The organism is Roseivivax sp. GX 12232 (assembly GCF_021272185.1).
GTDB lineage: Bacteria > Pseudomonadota > Alphaproteobacteria > Rhodobacterales > Rhodobacteraceae > Roseivivax.
This window is the reverse complement of the sequence record NZ_JAJSEC010000007.1, coordinates 155486-172748: the sequence shown is the minus strand read 5'-3', so window position 1 is coordinate 172748 and position 17263 is coordinate 155486. Positions and strand designations below refer to the sequence as shown.

Below are 17263 nucleotides of genomic sequence, written 5' to 3'. Positions count from 1 at the left end.
GCGCGATGCGCAAAGGGCTCAGATCGCCCGGCGCAAAGAAAAAAGGCGGTGCCGAGGCACCGCCTTTTCCCAGGTTCTGACGAACCGAATTAGTCGGCGGAAACCGCAGCTGCGACGAGCGCGAGCAGGATCAGCGGAACGATGATCGCTGCCGAGGACGACTGCTGTTCGGTTTCTTCGACGACAACGACGGGCTCCATGACCACGTCGTCTTTTGCGTAGGAGCCTGCCATTGCCGAGGTGCCTGCGGCGGCGATTGCGGCGGCCAGTGCGAGTTTCTTCATCATTATCCTCCAGATAATCGCTTGCTCGGAGGATACCCGAACAAGCACCCAAGACTTAACCTCGTGAGTCGTTCTAAGCAGCTTCCCTTTGCATTTGCAAACGCAACTTAAGCCGCTCAAACCGCCTATCGCGGGCTTGTCGTCAAATAAGCAACACTTGGGTGCCGACCTGCGCCATCTCGTACAGCTCTTCGATATGCTCGTTGTAAAGGCCGATGCAACCGTTCGACGAACGGCGGCCGATCTTGCGCGTATCGTGGGTGCCGTGGATCCGGTAATAGGTCCAGCTCAGGTGCAGCGCACGGGTGCCGAGCGGGTTGTCGGGGCCCGGCGGCACGTAGTCCGGCCACTCGGGATTGCGCTTCTTCATCGAGGGCGTGGGCCGCCAGTCGGGCTCGGGATCCTTCAGCGTAACGCTGGTCCGGCCGCGGCGGGTCAGGTCCTCGGTCAGCGGCACCGAGGTCGGATACAGCTTGTAGACCGCCTGGTCCTCGGACCAGTAGTGCAGTGCGCGGCTCTGGATATCGACCAGGATCGCACCCTTGTTCAGGTTCGAGAAATAGGGCCGCCAGTCGAGCATGCGGAAGCTCGAGGTGTTGCGGCGCACGATCTCGGAGAGGTCACGCTCGACCTCGGTGGTGCCGGCGCCGGTGACGCTTTGGGCGAGCGCCGGACCTGCAAAAGAGGCCGCGGCCGTCCCCGCGAGGAAGGCGCGCCGGCTGGTGGCGCGAGAGGAAAACTTGCTCATGGGACATCTCCGTGATGAACGGCAATTTCCTGCCAATTAGTGCGCGATTGTCGCATTCGCAATTCAAACCCGCGTGTCTCGGCGCAGTCACGCCGATGTGGGTTTGATAAGCCACGCGCGAGAAGATAAGGCCGTTCGGGTCGAATGGACAGAACAGGATCGCCGCCATGCTCCGCGCTTCGCTTATCTCCGCCGCCCTGGCCCTTGTCCTGGCAGGATGCGCCAGCTCTCCGACGCCGCCGGCCGAACCGCGACTCGGACCCGATGGTCAACCCCTGCCGACGGTCTACCGGATCGGCCTGGGCGAGGCGAACCGGATCGAGATCCGGATGCTCGACTCAGTCAACGCGCTGCGCGCCGAACAGGGGCTGGTGCCGCTGGAATACAACGCCCAGCTGAACGCCGCCGCGGCGACCCATTCGCGCGACATGGCGGTGCAGAACCGGCCCTGGCACTTCGGCTCGGACGGCTCCTCGCCGATCGACCGCGTGCGCCGGGTGGGCTACGGCGGCTCGCTGCAGGGCGAGGTGATCTCGGAGACCTATGAGACCGAGCTGCAGACCCTTGCGGCCTGGATGGACGACAGCGCGACGCGCGGGGTGATCATGTCGCCCGAGGCCCGCGAGATGGGCTTTGCCTGGCACCAGGAGAACAACGGCAAGATCTGGTGGACGCTGATCACCGGCGCGCCGGGCTCGGCCAGCGGCGCACAGGTCGCCGCGGCGGCAGAGGCGGGCGGCGCCTCCTGAGGGGGTGAGGGCGCTCGGGCTGTGGGGCGCGGAGCCGCGCAGCGACGGGCCTCTTTGCCACCACAACACCTTACAAGCTGACTGATATTTGACCGATTGCCGGATTACCCAGGATCGGTCGATCTGCGCGCCGGCGCGGAATAACCGGCCGAAGGCCGCCGCGCATCGCCGGGCCGTCCCGTCGGCACGGCGATTTGGCCGGTCTGGGCGCGCCGCTCCTATTGCGCGCGGACCTGGCAACCATAAAGCGCTGCCGCTCGACCCTGGGATCGCCGCGCCACGGCCCGCCGACGCGCGGCTATTCGCACCATGTCCGATGGATCGCCAATTGCGGCGTTCGGATGATTACCGGGCGCGCAATCCCGCCAATCCCGCTGGAATATAGACGCATACACCGCCGAGTGGCGCGAGGGCCGGGGCCGAATAGGCGCGCCCATAAGAGCCGCCAAATTGGTCCCCGACAATTCCATGCCGCGCAGTCCCGCCTAGGGCTGGATCAGGATCGGCGTGCCGTCCCGCACCATCGCGTAGACATCCTCCATCTCGCGGTCCTTCACCGCGATGCAGCCCCAGGTCCAGTCCGACCGCGGGCTGAAACGCGCGCCTTTCGGCGGGCCGCCGTGGATGAAGATGTCCCCGCCGGGCGATTTGCCCAGGGCGATGGCCTCGGCGATATCCGCCTCGTTGGGATAGGAGATCCCGATCGAGAGGTGAAACCGCGAGTTCGGGTTGCGGCGGTCGATGAAGTAGAGACCCTCGGGCGTCTTGCCGTCGCCCTCGATCTGCTTGTCGCCCTCGGGCGCGAACCCGAGCCCGATGCGGTAGCTCTTCAGCACCTCGCGGTGGTGCAGAAGATACATCTTGCGGTCGCTCTTATCGACCACGACCTGGGTGACCTCGGGGCCATTGTAGGTCTTGAACTTGCTGCTGCATGCCGAGAGCCCGAGGGCCATGAGACACAGCGCGGCGATCTTGATGAGTTTCACTGTCCTGCTCGCTATTTTTCCGGGCAGAATAGCGATTTTCAGGGCTTCCGGGTAGCCTGAACTCACTCGCGCTCACGCGGCGGTGAGCCCTGGGCATCAAGCCGCCGTTCGATCGCCTCGAGCCGGGCCAGCACCTGGTCGCGGTAGCTGTCGGTCGCGGCATTGGCCTCTTCGGCATGGGCGTCCTGCATGGAGTTCACGATCAGGCCGACCACCAGGTTCACCACCGCGAAGGTGGTGATCAGGATGAAGGGCACGAAGAAGGCCCAGGCGGCGGGATAGACCTCCATCACCGGGCGCACGATGCCCATGGACCAGCTTTCCAGCGTCATGATCTGGAACAGCGAATAGGCCGACCGGCCGAGCGTGCCGAACCACTCGGGGAAAGAGGCGCCGAAGAGCTTCGTCGCCATGACCGCGCCGATGTAGAAGATCAGCGCCATGAGCAGGAAGACCGAGCCCATGCCGGGCAGCGCGGTCAGGAAGCCCTCGACCACCCGGCGGAGCCGCGGCAGCGTGGAGACCACGCGCAGTACCCGCAGGATGCGCAGGGCCCGCAGGACCGAGAAGGACTGCGAGCCCGGCACCAGCGCGATGCCGACGATCACGAAGTCGAAGATGTTCCAGCCGTTGCGCGGGAAGCGCCGGCCCTGGGCGTAGATCTTGGCGGTGAGCTCGATCACGAAGACCGCGAGGCAGGCGCGGTCGAGCGCCACGATCAGCCCGCCGGCGGCGGCCATGGCCCGCTCCGAAGTCTCGAGCCCCAGGAGGATCGCGTTGAAGACGATGATCAGCGTGATCGTGTTGCGCGTCAGCGGACGCTCGAGAAAGGCGGCAAGGCGGGCGCGGAAGGGCATGGTGGGGTCTCAGTCCAGTCTGAACGCGGCGGCAAGCTCGATATGGGTGGACCAGCGGAACTGGTCCACCACCTGCACCCAGTCGATCCGGTAGCCCGCGCGCACCAGCGTCGCGGCGTCCCGGGCGAAGGTCACGGGGTTGCAGGAGACATGGGCGATGACCGGCAGGCGGGCCTCGGCAAGAGCGGCGACCTGCGCCTCGGCCCCGGCGCGCGGCGGGTCGATCACCGCGGCGCCGTAGCGCGCCAGCTCGGCCGGCAGAAGCGGGTTGCGGAAGAGGTCGCGCACCTCGGTGGTCACCGCGCGCAGCCCCTGCCCGTGCCGCCAGCCCCGGTCGAGCGCGGCGGTCATCGCCGGGTCGCCCTCGACCGCATGGACCTCCATGCGCTCGGCCAGGGGCAGCGCGAAGGTGCCGCAGCCGGCGAAAAGATCGACCGCGCGCTTGCAGCCTTCGGTGATCTCGGAGACGGCGGCGCGCAGCGCGGCCTCGCCCTGGGGCGTGGCCTGCAGGAAGGCGCCGGGCGGCGGGGTCACCCGCGCCGCGCTGAAGGTCAGGATCGGCGGGCGGCGCTCGAGCGTCTCGTCCCCGGCCCAGCCGATCCGCGCGAGGTCGTGGCGGCGGGCGATCTCGGCCAGCTCGATGCGCAACGCCCCGTCGAGCGGCTTGCCCCCGGTGACCATCACGTCGAGCCCGCTTTCGCTGCGGGTGACATTGACCGAGAGCTCGCCCTTGCGCGAGCCGCCGAGCACGGTCAGCTCTTCCACCAGCGGCAGGGCGGCGGACAGGTCCGGGTGCAGCACCTGGCACTCGGGCACCGGCACGATCACCTCGGAGCGTTTCACGTGGAACCCGGCCTGCGCCCCCTTCTTGGTGCGCTTGCCCGAGAAGACCGCGCGGCGGCGGCTTTGGGCCGGAGAGGTCACGATGGGCCGGAAGGGCGCTTCGAGCCCCTGCCCCGCCAGCGCCGTCTCGACCACCTGCTGCTTCCATCCGGCGACGAAATCATCGGCGGCGTGCTGCAGCTGGCAGCCGCCGCAGCGCTTGGCATGGGCGCAGGGCGGCGTCACGCGGTCACCCGAGGGCGTCAGGATGCACGGCGCGGCGATCACCCCGTCGGCGACCTCGCCCGTCACCTCTTCGCCGGGCAGCGCGCCCGGCACGAAGACCGGCCCCGGCGCGATGCCGTCGCCCAGGTGGCCCAGCCGTTCGATCACATAGCTCGTCGTCATGGCGCCCTCATGACTCGAAAGTCGCGCGGCGTCGAGGCCGGGCTATTCCGCCGCCTCGCGGGTCTCGAAACCGCCCGACTGCCGCTCCCAGTAGCGGGCGTAAAGCCCGCCCTCGGCCAGGAGCGTCTCATGGGTGCCCTCTTCCACGACGCGGCCGCGGTCGAGCACAACGATCCGGTCCATGTCGGCGATGGTCGAGAGCCGATGCGCGATGGCCAGCACGGTCTTGCCCTCCATGGCGCGGTGCAGCGCGTCCTGGATCGCGGCCTCCACCTCGCTGTCGAGCGCCGAGGTCGCCTCGTCCAGGATCAGGATCGGCGCGTCCTTCAGAAGCGCCCGCGCCAGCGCGATGCGCTGCCGCTGCCCGCCCGAAAGCTTCACGCCGCGCTCGCCGAGATGCGCCTCGTAGCCCTGCCGGCCCTTGTGGTCCTGCATGGCGAGGATGAAGTCATGCGCCTCGGCCTTTTGCGCCGCGGCGACCACCTCCTCGAAGCTGGCGTCGGGCCGGCCGTAACGGATGTTGTCCAGGGCCGAGCGATTGAACATCGCGGTCTCCTGGGTGACCATGCCGATGGCCCGGCGCAGGCTTTCCTGCGTCACCTCCGAGATGTCCTGCCCGTCGATCAGGATGCGGCCTTTTTCGGTGTCGTAGAGCCGCATGAGCAGGGCCACCAGCGTCGATTTCCCCGCCCCCGAGGCGCCGACGATGCCGAGCTTCTCGCCCGGCTGCACCTCGAGCGAGACCCGGTCGAGCCCGCCGCGCTCGTAGCCGTAGTGGAAGCTCAGATCGCGGAGCGTCACCCGGCCCTCGGTCACCGAAAGCGCGCCGGCGTCGGGCCGGTCGGTCAGCGCGTGGCGCGGCGCGAGGGTGCGCATCCCGTCCTCGACCTCGCCGAGGTTGGAATAAAGCGACATCAGCGTGAAGCTGACCCAGCCGGTCATCTGCGCCAGCCGCAGCGCCACCGCGCCGGTCGCGGTGATGTCGCCGGCGCTGACCAGCCCGCGGCTCCAATACAGAAGCGCCCCGCCGACCAGCAGCACCGGCAGAAGCCCCGCCAGGGCCATCAGCCAGAAGCGGAAGGTCACCGAGACCTGGCCGAACTCCAGCGCCCGGTGACGATAGGTGTTCATCGCCGAAAGCGCCGCGCGGTCCTCGTGCTCGGCATGGGCAAAAAGCTTCACCGTCTTGATGTTGGTCACCGTGTCGACCACCTGCCCGGTCACCATGGCCCGGGCCGAGGCCCGCGCCTTCGACCGCTTGCGGATGCGCGGCATGAAGGCCCGGATGAAAAGCCCGTAGACCACCATCCACAAGAGAAGCCCCAGCGCGATGCGCGCGTCGACCGTGCCCAGAAGCAGGATCGCCCCCACCACCGAGGCCAGCGCGAAAAGCACCGTGTGGATCATCTCGATCACCACGTCGGTCAGCGCCCGAGAGGTCTGCATTTCCTTCTGGCTGATCCGCCCGGCGAAATCGTTGTCGAAGAAGGTCACCGACTGGCCGATGGTGTGCCGGTGCAGCCGCGACAGCACCAGGTTCAGCACGTTGGGCTGGACCACGATCGACTGGAAGAAGGTCGAGACGCCCATGATCGCGGGCCGCGCCAGGACGAAGAACAAAAGCGCCCCGATCAGGACCGGCGCCTGGTCGGTGAAGACCTGGCCCGCCTCGGCGGCGAGCGCCGCATCGACCACCCGGCCCAGGATGAGGGCGGCCATGACCTCGACCACGCCCGAGAGGATCGAGAAACAGCCCGCCACGGCCAGGACCGGCCAGGCGCCTTCGAGGTTCCAGCGGAAGAAGGGCAGAATCTGCTGCGGCGGCGGGCCCGAGGCCGGGCGGAACGGGTCGATCCAGCGGCTCGGGCGGCGCCAGCGCGGGGTCTCCTCTGGCTCGGATGTCGCACTCACTCGGCGGCCTCGCTTTCGTCGTCGAAGGTCAGGAACCCGCCGGACTGACGGGACCAGAACCCTGCATATAGTCCCTCGCGGGCCAAAAGCTCGGCGTGGCTGCCCTCTTCGACGATGCGCCCGTCGTCCATGACCAGGATCCGGTCGAGATGGGCGATGGTCGACAGCCGGTGCGCGATGGCGATCACCGTCTTGCCCTGCATCATGCCGTAGAGCGTGTCCTGGATCGCCGCCTCCACCTCGCTGTCGAGCGCCGAGGTCGCCTCGTCCAGCACCAGGATCGGCGCGTCCTTCAGGATCACCCGCGCCAGCGCAATCCGCTGCCGCTGCCCGCCCGAGAGCTTCACGCCGCGCTCGCCCACATGGGCGTCATAGCCGCGCCGGCCCTCGGCATCGGCGAGATCGCGGATGAAGTCATGCGCCTGGGCCTGTTCGGCGGCGGCGATCATCTCGGCCTCGCTGGCCTCGGGCCGGCCATAGAGGATGTTCTCGCGCACCGAGCGGTGCAGCAGCGCCGAATCCTGCTGCACCATGCCGATCCGCGCCCGGAGCGATTCCTGCGTCACCCCCGAGATGTCCTGCCCGTCGACGAGGATGCGCCCGCCCTCGGCGTCGTAGAACCGCATGAGCAGCTTCACCAGCGTGGATTTCCCCGCCCCCGAACGGCCCACGAGGCCCACCTTCTCGCCCGGCGCGATGGTCAGGTCGATGCGGTCGAGGCCGCCCTGCCCGCGCCCGTAGTGATGCGTCAGCCCCTCGAGCGCGATGGCCCCGGAGATCAGCTTCAAAGGCGCCGCATCGGGGCTGTCGGTCAGGGTCACCGGCTGGGCGATGGTCTCCATGCCCTCCTGCACGATGCCGAGCTGCTGGAAGAAATTCGTCAGCGCCCACATGATCCAGCCGGTCATGGCGTTGATCCGCAGGGTCAGCGCGGTCGCCGCCGCGACGGTGCCGACCGTGGCGATGCCGAGCCCCCAGAACCACAGCGTCAGCCCGGTGACCGAGACGATCAGAACCCCGTTCAGCACCACCAGCGCGACATCCATGATGGTGTAGAGCCGCATTTCCTTCTGGAAGGTGTCGCGGGTGTGTTCGATCGCCTCGCGGCCGTATTCCAGCTCCTTGTCGTGATGGGCGAACATCTTGATCGAATGGATGTTGGTGTAGCTGTCGACGATCCGCCCGGTGAGCTGCGAGCGCGCGTTCGAGGCGTTGCGCGAGGCCACCTTGATGCGCCGCACGGTCCAGTTCATCAGCAGCGCGTAGAGCCCCAGCCAGATCGCCAGCGGCAGCATCAGCCAGGGGTCGGCCGCACCCAGAAGCGCCAGCGACCCCACCACATAGGCCAGCGCATAGGTCAGCGCGTCGAAGATCTGGAAGACCGCCTCGTTGGCCGCCGAGGGCGTCTGGATCACCCGGTTGGCGATACGGCCGGCGAAGTCGTTCTCGAACCAGCCGACCGACTGGCGCATGACGTGGCGATGCGCGCGCCAGCGCACCACGGTGCCGAGCTGCGGCATCATCGCGTTGTTCAGGATCAACACGTCCAGCGCCTGCAGAAGCGGGCGGATCAGCAGGATGAAGAGCCCCAGCAGGATGAGCCCGGTACCATGCTCCTGCCAGACCTGCGCGGGGTCCTGGCCGAGGATGTCGACCACCCAGCCCATGGCCCAGATCAGCACCAGCTCGACGCCCGCGACCAGCACCGAGAGCACCGCCGCGACCGCGAAGATCGGACGGAAGGGCCTGGTATAATCCCAGAGGAACGGCCAGAGCCGCTTGGGCGGCACGTCCTTTTCCTCGTAGGGCGCATAGGGGTCGATCAGGTTTTCGAAAAAGCGGAACATGGCCGGACTGCCTGGAAAGAGACTCGCGATGAAATCTTGCTGGCCGGAGGGGGCGGGCCGGTGACGCGGGCGCGCCACCCCTGAGGGGCGGGGCGCGCTATCGCGCGAGGCCAGGGCCAGCCGCCGGCGGGCTGAGGGTCAGATAGCCCGCGCGGGGGCGCTTGTCACTTCTTTCGCAGGTTTGCGAGAAGCGCCGCGCGGTCGAGCGTGAAGCCCGAGGCGATCCAGCGCGCCTCGAGCTCGGCAAGCGCCGCGCCGATCTCCGCCCCCTGCCGCTCGGGCATCAGGTCGCGGGCGCTGACGGGGAAGCTTTGCCGGGCGCCGTGGGTGGCCTCGGAGAGCGCTTCGGGATCGAGCGGCATGCCCAGCGCGGCCGCCCGCAGGAGCAGCGCATCCCGCGCCAGCGCCTCCCCGAAGCGGTAGCCCAGCGCCGCCGGGCCCGCGCCGCTGTCCACCGCCTCCCAAAGCCGGGCGAGGTGTTTCTGCTCGGCCTTGGAGAGCCGCAGGTCCACATCCGCCCGGACGCCCAGCGCCGCCAGCCGTCTCAGCGGCTCGGGCCCAGAGCCCGCCTGCCCTTCGAGGTGGATGAGCGGCGCGAGGCTCTCGGACACCGCCCCCGGCAGCACCCGCGCCAGTGCGCCGCTTTGCGCCATGGCGCCCAGCGCCGGGGCCGGGTCAGGCGCGGAGAGCAGTTTCTTCATCTCCGCGCCGACCCGTTCCTTGGAGAGCCGGGTGAGCCCCGCGCCCTCGGCGGCGATGGCCGCCAGCGCCTCGGGGTCGAAGCCCGCCTCGGGGTCGCCATACCAGGCGGCGAAGCGGAAATAGCGCAGGATACGCAGGTAATCCTCGCGGATGCGGGCCTCGGCATCGCCGATGAAGCGCACCCGCCGGGCGGCGAGGTCTTCGAGCTGACCCGCCCCCAGCGGCGCGATCACCTGCCCGTCGGGCCGGGCGTAAAGCGCGTTGATGGTGAAATCCCGCCGCCGGGCGTCTTCCTCGAGCGTCTTGGAAAAGCGCACCCGGGCGTGGCGGCCGTCGGTCTCGACGTCCGCGCGGAAGGTGGTGACCTCGAAGCCCTCGCCCTCGGAGACCACGGTGATCGTGCCGTGATCGGCGCCCGTGGGCACCGCCTTCAGCCCCGCCGCCTCCACCGCGGCGACGGTCTCCTCGGGGCGGGCCTCGGTGGCGATGTCGAGGTCCTCGACCGGCGCGCCGAGAAGCGCGTTCCGCACGCAGCCGCCCACCGCGTAGGCCGCGAAGCCCTGGTCGGCGAGCGCGGCAAAGACCGCCTGCGCGCGCGGCGCGCTCAGCCAGTCGCCCCCGACCCGATCGGCCGTGATCTCGGTCATGGGGACAGCCTTTCGGCGAGGCCGCGCAGGATCCGCGCCGTCGCGCCCCAGATGTAATAGGGGCCGTAGGGCACGGTGAAATAATGCCGCCGCTCACCGCGCCAGCGCCGCGACTGCACCGAGAAGCGCGCGGCCTCGGTGACATGGGCGAAGGGCAGGCTGAAGATCTCGGCCACCTCGCCGGGCTCGGCGCGCGGCGCGAAGGGCCCAGTCACCAGCCCGACGAAGGGCGCCATGGCAAAGCCCGTGACCGTTTCGTGCACCGGCAGCGCGCCCAGAAGGCTGACCGAAGCGCGCGGCAGGCCGATCTCTTCCTCGGTCTCCCGCAGGGCGGCATCCTCGGGGCCGGCGTCGGTCGGATCGACCTTGCCGCCCGGAAAGGCGATCTGCCCCGGGTGGTGCTTCAACTTCGAGGAGCGCTTGGTCAGGATCAGCCGCAGCCCCTCGGGGCTGTCGATCAGCGGCACAAGCACGCCTGCCGGGCGCAGCTTGCGCGTCGGCGGCAGCGCCGCCTTGGCGCCGGCGTTCAGGTCGAAATCCGACGAGGGCGCCGCCGCCGCGTCGAGCGCGCGACGGAGGCGGGTCAGGTCGTCACTTCCCGGCATCCTCGGCCTCGAAGCCGACGGAATTGGGGTCGAGGTCGTAATGCGCGCCGCAGAACTGGCAGTCGGCGGTGACGCGGCCCTCGTCGGTGGTCATCTTCTCGATGTCCTTGGCCGAATAGATCGAGAGCGACTGGCGCACGCGATCCTCCGAGCAGGTGCAGCCGAAGCGCACCGGCAGGCTGTCGAAGACCCGCGGCGTCTCTTCGTGGAAGAGCCGGACCAGGAGGTCGGTCGGCGGCAGGTTCGGGCCGATCAGCTCCATCTCCTCGACCGTGTCGAGGAGGTAGTTGGCGCGGCGCCAATCCTCGCCCTCGTCCTCGGAGAGCATGTCGACGGCCTGCAAGAGCCCGTCCTCGCCCGAGCCGCCGCCCTCGATATGCGGGCTGGCCTTGGGCATGTGCTGCAGCATCACGCCGCCGGCGCGCCAATGCTCGGCGCCGCCGCGTTCGGTCGAGCGTCCGAAAGACAGCTGGAACCGGGTCGGCAGCTGTTCGGACTGGGCGAAATAGCTTTCTGCCGCATCCGAGAGCGAGCTGGTCACCAGGGGCGTGATGCCCTGGTAGGGCTGCATGCCCTTGCCCTGGTCCATGAGGATGGCGAAATAGCCCTCACCGATATGCGACATCGGGTCGGCGTCGCTGATGCGCTCGGGGTCGAAGCTGGCATAGGCGCGGATGCGGGCCGGTTCGCCCTCCTTCTCGGGGGCGTAGAAATCCGTGGCGATCATCCGCACCGGGCCCTTGGACTGGACCTGCAGCGAGAGCTTCCAGCGCAGCTTGATGGTCTGGCCGATAAGCGCGGTCAGCAGCGCCATCTCGGCCACCAGCGCCTCGACGGCGGGGGGGTAATCGTGTTGCTTCAGGATCCCGTCCAGGACGCCGTCCAGACGCGCGACGCGGCCGCGGATGTCCGAGCGGTCGAGCTGGAACGGGAGGACTGTGTCGTCCCAGGCGATCTTGGGTCCGAGGGTCATAGGGTATCCTTGCTGGCGGGGTCTTGGCATGAGGGCTCTATATAAGAGCCCGCGTTGCGCGTCCAAGGGGGGGGACAAGCGATGGGTGGTCGGGGCGTGCGACGCCACCCGCGGCGCCATTCGTCGGGATCGGTGCGTTGCCCAACGCTGGCACCGACACCGACACCGACACCGACACCGACACCGACACCGACACCGACACCGACACCGAGGAAATCCACGATTCAGCCTAGCCCGCCAACTCCGACTAGGCCCAACTTCCCGATTCTTGGCACAGGGAGGCGAAACTGCTGAAAGAACCACGAAACCCGCGATCTACTCCCCCATCACCATTGACCCTTATCCTTCACCGCGACAGCCTCCCTTCAACTCTGACATTCAACCCTGACTTCGCCGCAACGCCCGCCCTTCAAAACGCCCCGCCATTCAACCACTCGCTCCTTCAGTTTCCCGGACAAACCCCTTTGCAGCACAGTCGATCCAGCTCAAACAGGCACGCCTACTCAGCACCTCGCATCACCTCTCCCGATAAACCTCCTCTACAATCACCCTCCTCGAGTTGCCCTGAATGACCTTCCGCGTCGGCCCGCCACCCGAAGTCAATCGCCGCTACACCCTCCGCCGCGGCGCCTACGCGGTCCTGATGCGCGACCGAGAGGTCTTGCTCACTCACCAGGAAACCCCGCACCCTGAGTTCCAGCTTCCCGGCGGCGGCATCGACCCTGGCGAAAGCCCCCTCGCCGCTCTGCATCGCGAGGCCTTCGAAGAAACGGGCTGGCGCATCGCCGCGCCCCGCCGGCTCGGAGCCTTCCGGCGCTTCACCTATATGCCCGACTACGACCTCTGGGCCGAGAAGCTCTGTATCGTCTACGCCGCCCGCCCTGTCCTACCGCTCGGCCCGCCGACCGAGCCCGGCCACCTCGCCGTCTGGATGCCCCCGGCCCTGGCGCTCGAAGCACTCGGAAACGACGGCGACCGCACATTCTTGGCGCGCTGCCTGCGGTAAGCTCGGAGGTAAGCAGCCAAGCCGGAGCCATTACGTCGACCCTAACAACCCTGGCTCCCGCCGATCCTCTATGTCGCCCTCCTTTCGTTAAACCATCTCGCCTTATTGCACTTCGGGTCCTATCCCCGCAGCGAACTGCGCCACACTTCGAAATCTTCATCCTCTGAATTCGAGCAGAGCCGCCGAAACATCGTCCTCCAATCGCCCGCCCGCGTCCGCCGCCAATTGCAGGGTCTCGAACAGGGTATCGAGATAGGCCGGGCCCTCCCTTCCCGCCGGCACACTCGCCACAAGGTCTCGCAGTCCTGCCTCACCCAGATCGCGCCCGGACGGCAGAACGGGTTCGATGAACCCATCGGAGTAGAGCAGAAGCCGGTCGCCTGGACGCAGCGGTACCGTCAGCCGGTCGTGCTGCACGGTCTCAACCAGCCCAATCGGCAACCCGCCCTCGCCGAGAAACTGCATGTCGCCCGAGGCGCGCAGCAACAGCGGTCGAGGATGCCCTGCCAGCACAAGCTCCAACACACCGCGCTTCAGGTCGACGCGCGCGTAACTCATGGTGAGATATTCCTCGATGCCCGGATCGGCCGAGAGCCGATCGTTCAATCGCCGGGCCACCGTCTCGGGTGGGTCCAGCGCATAGCCGCCATCGGCCCCCCGCGCGAAGGCAATATTCTGTTCGGGATAGCGATCGTTCAAATACCCTGCCACGCGCGCTGCGACCATGGAGGCGGCGATGCCGTGGCCCGAGACGTCGATTCCGTAAAACCCGATCTGCCCGGGCGCGGCTTCGAAACTGCCAACAAGATCTCCGCCCACGTGGCCGCTCGCCGCAAGCAGCAGGCTGACCCTCGCGCCGCCGAAGTCCCGCATGCGTTCCGGAACCAGAGATTCCTGGATCCGCCTGGCATGGCCCAGATCACGCTCGATGCTAGCATAGGCGGTCTGCAGTTTTTCCAAAGTCTCCGAGATTTGCCGATTCTTCGCGGCCAGATCGCGTTGTTTCGTCACTAGCCGATCGGCGGCGGTGAGGCGGGCCCGCAGTTCTTCCGGGCTGACCGGCTTGGTCAGGAAGTCGTCGGCCCCTGCCTCAAGACCATGCGCAATGGCCGCATCGTCGCCCCGGGCGCTCAGCAAAATGAAATAGGCAAAATGCGCATCAAATTGATCGCGGAAAGCGCGACAGAAGGCGACGCCATCCATGCCCGGCATCATCCAATCCGACAGGATGAGGTCCGGCGGAGATGCTCGACAGATCTCGAGCGCTTCCAGGCCGCTTTCGGCCAGCTCCACCTCATAGCCCCACTGAGAGAGCGTATGCGCGAGGATCAACCGCTGCGGCGGGCTGTCGTCGGCCACGAGAATCCGCCGCAGCGCCGTGGGCGCGACCGGCCTTGCGGGCAATACGGAGGCGACCGGCGCAGTCATGAGCTATAAGGGCAAAACATGAACATGCCTTCTGGATAGGCGCCAACGCTTAACGATCTGTGAAGGCGAAACGCATTCCTTCTTCGTCAAAAAGTTCACTATTTGTTCACGTTTGGCGCGGTAGGGAATGGATATGTTCCTTTTCACCCAAGCCAAAACATGCCCGCCGGGCCCCGCTTTCCATGCGGGGCCGCAGCCGACTCTCCGCATCACCCCGCGCGAGACGGCTGCTCGCAGTCGACGGCGGCGCAATTCCGCAGGCCGACCTAGTTCAAATCTTCCGATGCAACGCCGCGATATCGGTGGGGCCATCCTCCATCACGCGCCCGCGCAACCGACGCATGGCGGCGATCCAGCCCTCCGGATCATTGGCGCGCATCCGGAAGAAATCCCCCGCTTCAGGATGCGGCAGAATCAAAAACCGCTCCTCCTTGATCCCCGCAACCACGGCCAGCGCCACCTCGTCAGCCGTGATGACCCGATCATGCGCCGGCGCATCCCCGTCGCCATAGCCGATAAGCGGCGTCGCCACGTAGAGCGGGCAGACCACACCAACGTAGACGCCGTCATTCCCGTGTTCGATCGCCAGCGACTGCGCCAGGCTGACGGCGGCGTGCTTGCTGGCGGAATAAGCGGCATCGCCAATCTGCGTCAGAAGCCCCGCGGCGGAGGCCACATTGACCAGCGCCCCCTCGTCGCGCGCCACCATGTCTGGAAGCAGAGTCCGCGCAGCTCTGAGATGGGCCATGACATGCAGATCGAAGCTCTGCTGCCAATGCGCCTCTTCTGCCGAGACCGCGCCGTTGGGCTCTCCGCGTGCCATTCCGGCGTTGGAGACAAGGATGTCCACCCGGCCTCGCCAGGCGTGGGCACGCTCCAAAACGTCGTGAAATGCCTCCGGGTCGGTCACATCGCAGTCGAGGGCCAGCCCGTTAATCGCCTCGGCGACCTCGCCCGCGCGGTCGGCATCGCGATCGAGCACGATCACCTTGGCGCCCTCAGCGTGCAGCGCTTCCGCTATCGCCCGGCCGATGCCCTGACCCGCACCGGTCACCAGCGCGATCCGCCCCCGAAGCTCCATCAGATCAGGAACTGCGCGAGGATCTCGTCCTCGGTGATGTCCTGATAGGTGAAACCGCGCTGGTCCAGATCGGCAAAGAGTCGGTCGAAGTTGCCCGCCTGCGTGGTCTCGATCCCGATCAGGACCGACCCGAAATTTCGCGCGGATTTCTTCAGGTATTCGAACCGCGCGATGTCGTCCTCGGGGCCGAGCGTGGTCAGGAAATCCTTCAATGCGCCAGGACGCTGAGGCAGACGCAAGATGAAGTACTTCTTAACGCCAGAAAACCGCTGCGCGCGCTCCTTGACCTCGGGCAGACGCTCGAAGTCGAAGTTGCCGCCGGTCGCGAGACAGACCACCGTCTTTCCCCGGATCGACCCGCCCAGGTCCTTGAGCGCGTCGATGGCCAGGGCGCCGGCGGGCTCCAGCACGATGCCCTCGACGTTCAGCATTTCGAGGATCGTGGTGCAGAGCCGGTCCTCGGGGATGGTCAGCGTGTTGGCGAGGCCCACGCCCTTCAGCCGGGCAAAGGGCCGGGCGCCGATCTTCGCCACGGCGGCACCATCGGCAAAGGTGTTGACCTGCCGCAGGGCGACGGGCTCTCCGGCGCGCAGCGCGGCGGTCAGGCAGGCACCGCCGGAGGGCTCGACGAAGGTCCAGCCGGGGCCATTGCCGAAATATTCGACCATTCCGGCGGACAACCCGCCGCCGCCCACAGGAACGACGATATGATCGGGCGCGCGGCCCAGCTCGGCCTCGATCTCGGCGGCGACGCTGGCCTGGCCCTCGATCACGTCCTCGTCGTCGAAGGGCGACAGGAAGTGACCGCCGGCTTCGGCGCAGAAGGCCTGGGCGGCCTCGAGGCATTCGTCGAAATAGTCCCCGATCAGGCGGATCTCGACGGCATCGCCGCCGAACATCCGGGTCTTCTGGATCTTCTGCTGCGGGGTGGTGACCGGCATGAAGATCACCCCGGATTTGCCGAACTGGCGGCACATGAAGGCGACGCCCTGGGCGTGGTTGCCGGCCGAGGCGGCGACGAAGAGCGCCTGGTCGGGGCGCTTGCGCATGGCATTGAAGGCGCCGCGCAGCTTGTAGGAGCGCACGGGCGACAGATCCTCGCGTTTCAGCCAGATGTCGGCGCCGTAGATCTCGGACAGATGGGCGTTGCGCAGAAGCGGCGTCTCGGGAAAGACGCTGCGCATCTCCTCGGCGGCGGCGCGGGCGATCTGGCGAAAGTCGGTCATGGTGCTCCTGTTTCAGCAGGTAAGGCGCGGCCGGCGGCGCGTGTCTCGGCGGGTCGGGCGAAGCCGGCGTCCTGGAACGCCCCGGCCCCGCGAGCGTCAGTCGATCGGGCGGCCCTCGATGTAATGCCCGTGCAGGGTCGTCAGAACCGAGACCGAGACCAGGGTCACGAACCAATTGGCGGCGATCTGCGCCACGAGGCCCAGCGCGGGCAGCACGGCGTTGATCAGCGCCAGCGGGATCAGCAGGGCAAACATCAGAAGGACGCCCAACCCGGCCATGGCCAGCGCAGTGCCGGTGGTGCCGCGGGTGGCCTCGAGCGCCTCGCGAATGCCGAGCGGCTGGCCCACCGCCATGGCGGGCAGGATCGGGCCCAGCCGGAAGAAGAGCGCGATGGAGGCCCCGACGCCGAGCGGGATCGCCAGGATCAGAAGCGGCGGCGCGATGGCCGAAAGAAGCAGCACCGGCAGGCCGATAGAAAAGCTCACCGCGAGGCCGATCATCAGGGTCAGGGCAAAATACAACGCCGCGCGGTCGACCGGCACGGCGGTGAGCCAGCCCGCTGGATATTCCTCGAGAAGGACGTAGCGATGCCAGGCGACCGCGATCCAGATCGACACCACGAGGTTCAGCACAACCATCAGCCCGTAGAGCCCGAAGTTGGCGGGCGGGCCGGGCATCTCGCCCTCGGGCATGGGCATCATGCCTCCCTCGGGCATCTGCATCATCGCGGGTTCGGGCGCGAGGGTCAGCTGCGCCAGGGCCACCAGCCCGTAAAGCAGCGCCGAGATCTTCAGCGCGTCGACGCGGTTGCGCCAGACGAGCCGGATCGAATGCGACAGGATCCGCCAGGACTTCATGGGCCAAACTCCGTCTCTTTCCCGCCCCTTGGGCTAGCACGCGGCAGCCCCGCCGCCTAGGCGCAAAGCTTGCCGGGCGCGGCGAAACCCGGTAAGCGCCCCGGCGAAGATCACAATCCCGCCCG

The 17263-nt window shown here is 67.7% G+C and carries 16 protein-coding genes; 2 read left to right on the top strand and 14 right to left on the bottom strand.

The annotated features are described in order from the left end of the window. Nucleotides 1-89: 89 nt before the first annotated feature. Complete coding sequence (locus LR948_RS13310) at nucleotides 90-284, bottom strand: ferrochelatase (protein ID WP_232754621.1); 195 nt, start codon at nucleotides 282-284, stop codon at nucleotides 90-92. Nucleotides 285-426: 142 nt separating this feature from the next. Further along, nucleotides 427-1032 carry a L,D-transpeptidase gene (locus tag LR948_RS13305; protein ID WP_232754556.1) on the bottom strand — a complete coding sequence of 202 codons (606 nt, stop codon included), beginning with the start codon at nucleotides 1030-1032 and terminating at the stop codon, nucleotides 427-429. A gap of 167 nt (nucleotides 1033-1199) precedes the next feature. On the opposite strand from LR948_RS13305, the gene LR948_RS13300 reads away from it, so the two are divergent. Continuing rightward, entirely contained in the window at nucleotides 1200-1781 is a 582-nt protein-coding gene (locus tag LR948_RS13300; protein WP_232754555.1) for a CAP domain-containing protein, read from the top strand. A gap of 485 nt (nucleotides 1782-2266) precedes the next feature. On the opposite strand, the gene LR948_RS13295 is transcribed toward LR948_RS13300, so the two are convergent. From LR948_RS13295 to LR948_RS13260, 8 genes are all read right to left on the bottom strand, one after another. Continuing rightward, nucleotides 2267-2734: a murein L,D-transpeptidase family protein gene (locus LR948_RS13295; RefSeq protein WP_232754620.1), complete on the bottom strand. Its 468-nt coding sequence runs from the start codon at nucleotides 2732-2734 to the stop codon at nucleotides 2267-2269. 95 nt (nucleotides 2735-2829) lie between these two features. Continuing rightward, nucleotides 2830-3624, bottom strand: coding sequence for an ion transporter (locus LR948_RS13290; RefSeq protein WP_232754554.1), 795 nt, complete (start codon nucleotides 3622-3624; stop codon nucleotides 2830-2832). Between the two features lie 9 nt (nucleotides 3625-3633). Then, complete coding sequence (locus LR948_RS13285) at nucleotides 3634-4854, bottom strand: class I SAM-dependent RNA methyltransferase (RefSeq protein ID WP_232754553.1); 1221 nt, start codon at nucleotides 4852-4854, stop codon at nucleotides 3634-3636. A 42-nt stretch (nucleotides 4855-4896) separates the two neighbouring features. Then, nucleotides 4897-6765 carry an ABC transporter ATP-binding protein gene (locus LR948_RS13280; protein ID WP_232754552.1) on the bottom strand — a complete coding sequence of 623 codons (1869 nt, stop codon included), beginning with the start codon at nucleotides 6763-6765 and terminating at the stop codon, nucleotides 4897-4899. Continuing rightward, entirely contained in the window at nucleotides 6762-8612 is a 1851-nt protein-coding gene (locus LR948_RS13275) for an ABC transporter ATP-binding protein (RefSeq protein ID WP_232754551.1), read from the bottom strand. The genes LR948_RS13280 and LR948_RS13275 overlap by 4 nt, the downstream gene beginning before the upstream one ends. A 164-nt stretch (nucleotides 8613-8776) precedes the next feature. Beyond that, nucleotides 8777-9961: a CCA tRNA nucleotidyltransferase gene (locus tag LR948_RS13270; protein WP_232754550.1), complete on the bottom strand. Its 1185-nt coding sequence runs from the start codon at nucleotides 9959-9961 to the stop codon at nucleotides 8777-8779. Further along, on the bottom strand, nucleotides 9958-10566 hold the full coding sequence (locus tag LR948_RS13265; protein WP_232754549.1) for a CoA pyrophosphatase: 609 nt from the start codon (nucleotides 10564-10566) through the stop codon (nucleotides 9958-9960). Before LR948_RS13265 ends, LR948_RS13270 begins: the two co-directional genes overlap by 4 nt. Then, the gene (locus LR948_RS13260; RefSeq protein WP_232754548.1) at nucleotides 10553-11539 is read right to left on the bottom strand and encodes an Hsp33 family molecular chaperone HslO; all 987 of its coding nucleotides are present in this window, start codon (nucleotides 11537-11539) and stop codon (nucleotides 10553-10555) included. The genes LR948_RS13265 and LR948_RS13260 overlap by 14 nt, the downstream gene beginning before the upstream one ends. 568 nt (nucleotides 11540-12107) lie before the next feature. Here LR948_RS13260 and LR948_RS13255 point away from each other — a divergent pair. After that, a complete protein-coding gene (locus LR948_RS13255; protein ID WP_232754547.1) occupies nucleotides 12108-12545 on the top strand; it encodes an NUDIX hydrolase in 438 nt (145 codons plus the stop codon). 156 nt (nucleotides 12546-12701) lie between these two features. Here the strand turns inward: LR948_RS13255 and LR948_RS13250 are convergent, their stop codons facing one another. The 4 genes from LR948_RS13250 to LR948_RS13235 all read right to left on the bottom strand — a co-directional run bounded on the left by LR948_RS13250 (nucleotide 12702) and on the right by LR948_RS13235 (nucleotide 17138). Further along, the gene (locus tag LR948_RS13250) at nucleotides 12702-13904 is read right to left on the bottom strand and encodes a PP2C family protein-serine/threonine phosphatase (protein ID WP_370634957.1); all 1203 of its coding nucleotides are present in this window, start codon (nucleotides 13902-13904) and stop codon (nucleotides 12702-12704) included. 340 nt (nucleotides 13905-14244) lie between these two features. After that, nucleotides 14245-15027, bottom strand: a complete 783-nt coding sequence (locus LR948_RS13245) for an SDR family oxidoreductase (RefSeq protein WP_232754545.1) — start codon at nucleotides 15025-15027, stop codon at nucleotides 14245-14247. A gap of 26 nt (nucleotides 15028-15053) precedes the next feature. Further along, the gene (gene ilvA / locus LR948_RS13240) at nucleotides 15054-16280 is read right to left on the bottom strand and encodes a threonine ammonia-lyase IlvA (RefSeq protein WP_232754544.1); all 1227 of its coding nucleotides are present in this window, start codon (nucleotides 16278-16280) and stop codon (nucleotides 15054-15056) included. 96 nt (nucleotides 16281-16376) lie between these two features. Continuing rightward, nucleotides 16377-17138: a hypothetical protein gene (locus LR948_RS13235; RefSeq protein ID WP_232754543.1), complete on the bottom strand. Its 762-nt coding sequence runs from the start codon at nucleotides 17136-17138 to the stop codon at nucleotides 16377-16379. Nucleotides 17139-17263: the final 125 nt, after the last annotated feature.

What these genes read in the sequence shown, in the direction of transcription:
- LR948_RS13295 (WP_232754620.1), bottom strand. Translation starts at nt 2,734, where the DNA reads ATGGCCCTCGGGCTCTCGGCATGCAGCAGCAAGTTCAAGACCTACAAT.
- LR948_RS13235 (WP_232754543.1), bottom strand. Translation starts at nt 17,138, where the DNA reads ATGAAGTCCTGGCGGATCCTGTCGCATTCGATCCGGCTCGTCTGGCGC.
- LR948_RS13305 (WP_232754556.1), bottom strand. Translation starts at nt 1,032, where the DNA reads ATGAGCAAGTTTTCCTCTCGCGCCACCAGCCGGCGCGCCTTCCTCGCG.
- LR948_RS13300 (WP_232754555.1), top strand. Translation starts at nt 1,200, where the DNA reads ATGCTCCGCGCTTCGCTTATCTCCGCCGCCCTGGCCCTTGTCCTGGCA.
- LR948_RS13290 (WP_232754554.1), bottom strand. Translation starts at nt 3,624, where the DNA reads ATGCCCTTCCGCGCCCGCCTTGCCGCCTTTCTCGAGCGTCCGCTGACG.
- ilvA (WP_232754544.1), bottom strand. Translation starts at nt 16,280, where the DNA reads ATGACCGACTTTCGCCAGATCGCCCGCGCCGCCGCCGAGGAGATGCGC.
- LR948_RS13275 (WP_232754551.1), bottom strand. Translation starts at nt 8,612, where the DNA reads ATGTTCCGCTTTTTCGAAAACCTGATCGACCCCTATGCGCCCTACGAG.
- LR948_RS13255 (WP_232754547.1), top strand. Translation starts at nt 12,108, where the DNA reads ATGACCTTCCGCGTCGGCCCGCCACCCGAAGTCAATCGCCGCTACACC.
- LR948_RS13265 (WP_232754549.1), bottom strand. Translation starts at nt 10,566, where the DNA reads ATGCCGGGAAGTGACGACCTGACCCGCCTCCGTCGCGCGCTCGACGCG.
- LR948_RS13310 (WP_232754621.1), bottom strand. Translation starts at nt 284, where the DNA reads ATGAAGAAACTCGCACTGGCCGCCGCAATCGCCGCCGCAGGCACCTCG.
- LR948_RS13270 (WP_232754550.1), bottom strand. Translation starts at nt 9,961, where the DNA reads ATGACCGAGATCACGGCCGATCGGGTCGGGGGCGACTGGCTGAGCGCG.
- LR948_RS13260 (WP_232754548.1), bottom strand. Translation starts at nt 11,539, where the DNA reads ATGACCCTCGGACCCAAGATCGCCTGGGACGACACAGTCCTCCCGTTC.
- LR948_RS13285 (WP_232754553.1), bottom strand. Translation starts at nt 4,854, where the DNA reads ATGACGACGAGCTATGTGATCGAACGGCTGGGCCACCTGGGCGACGGC.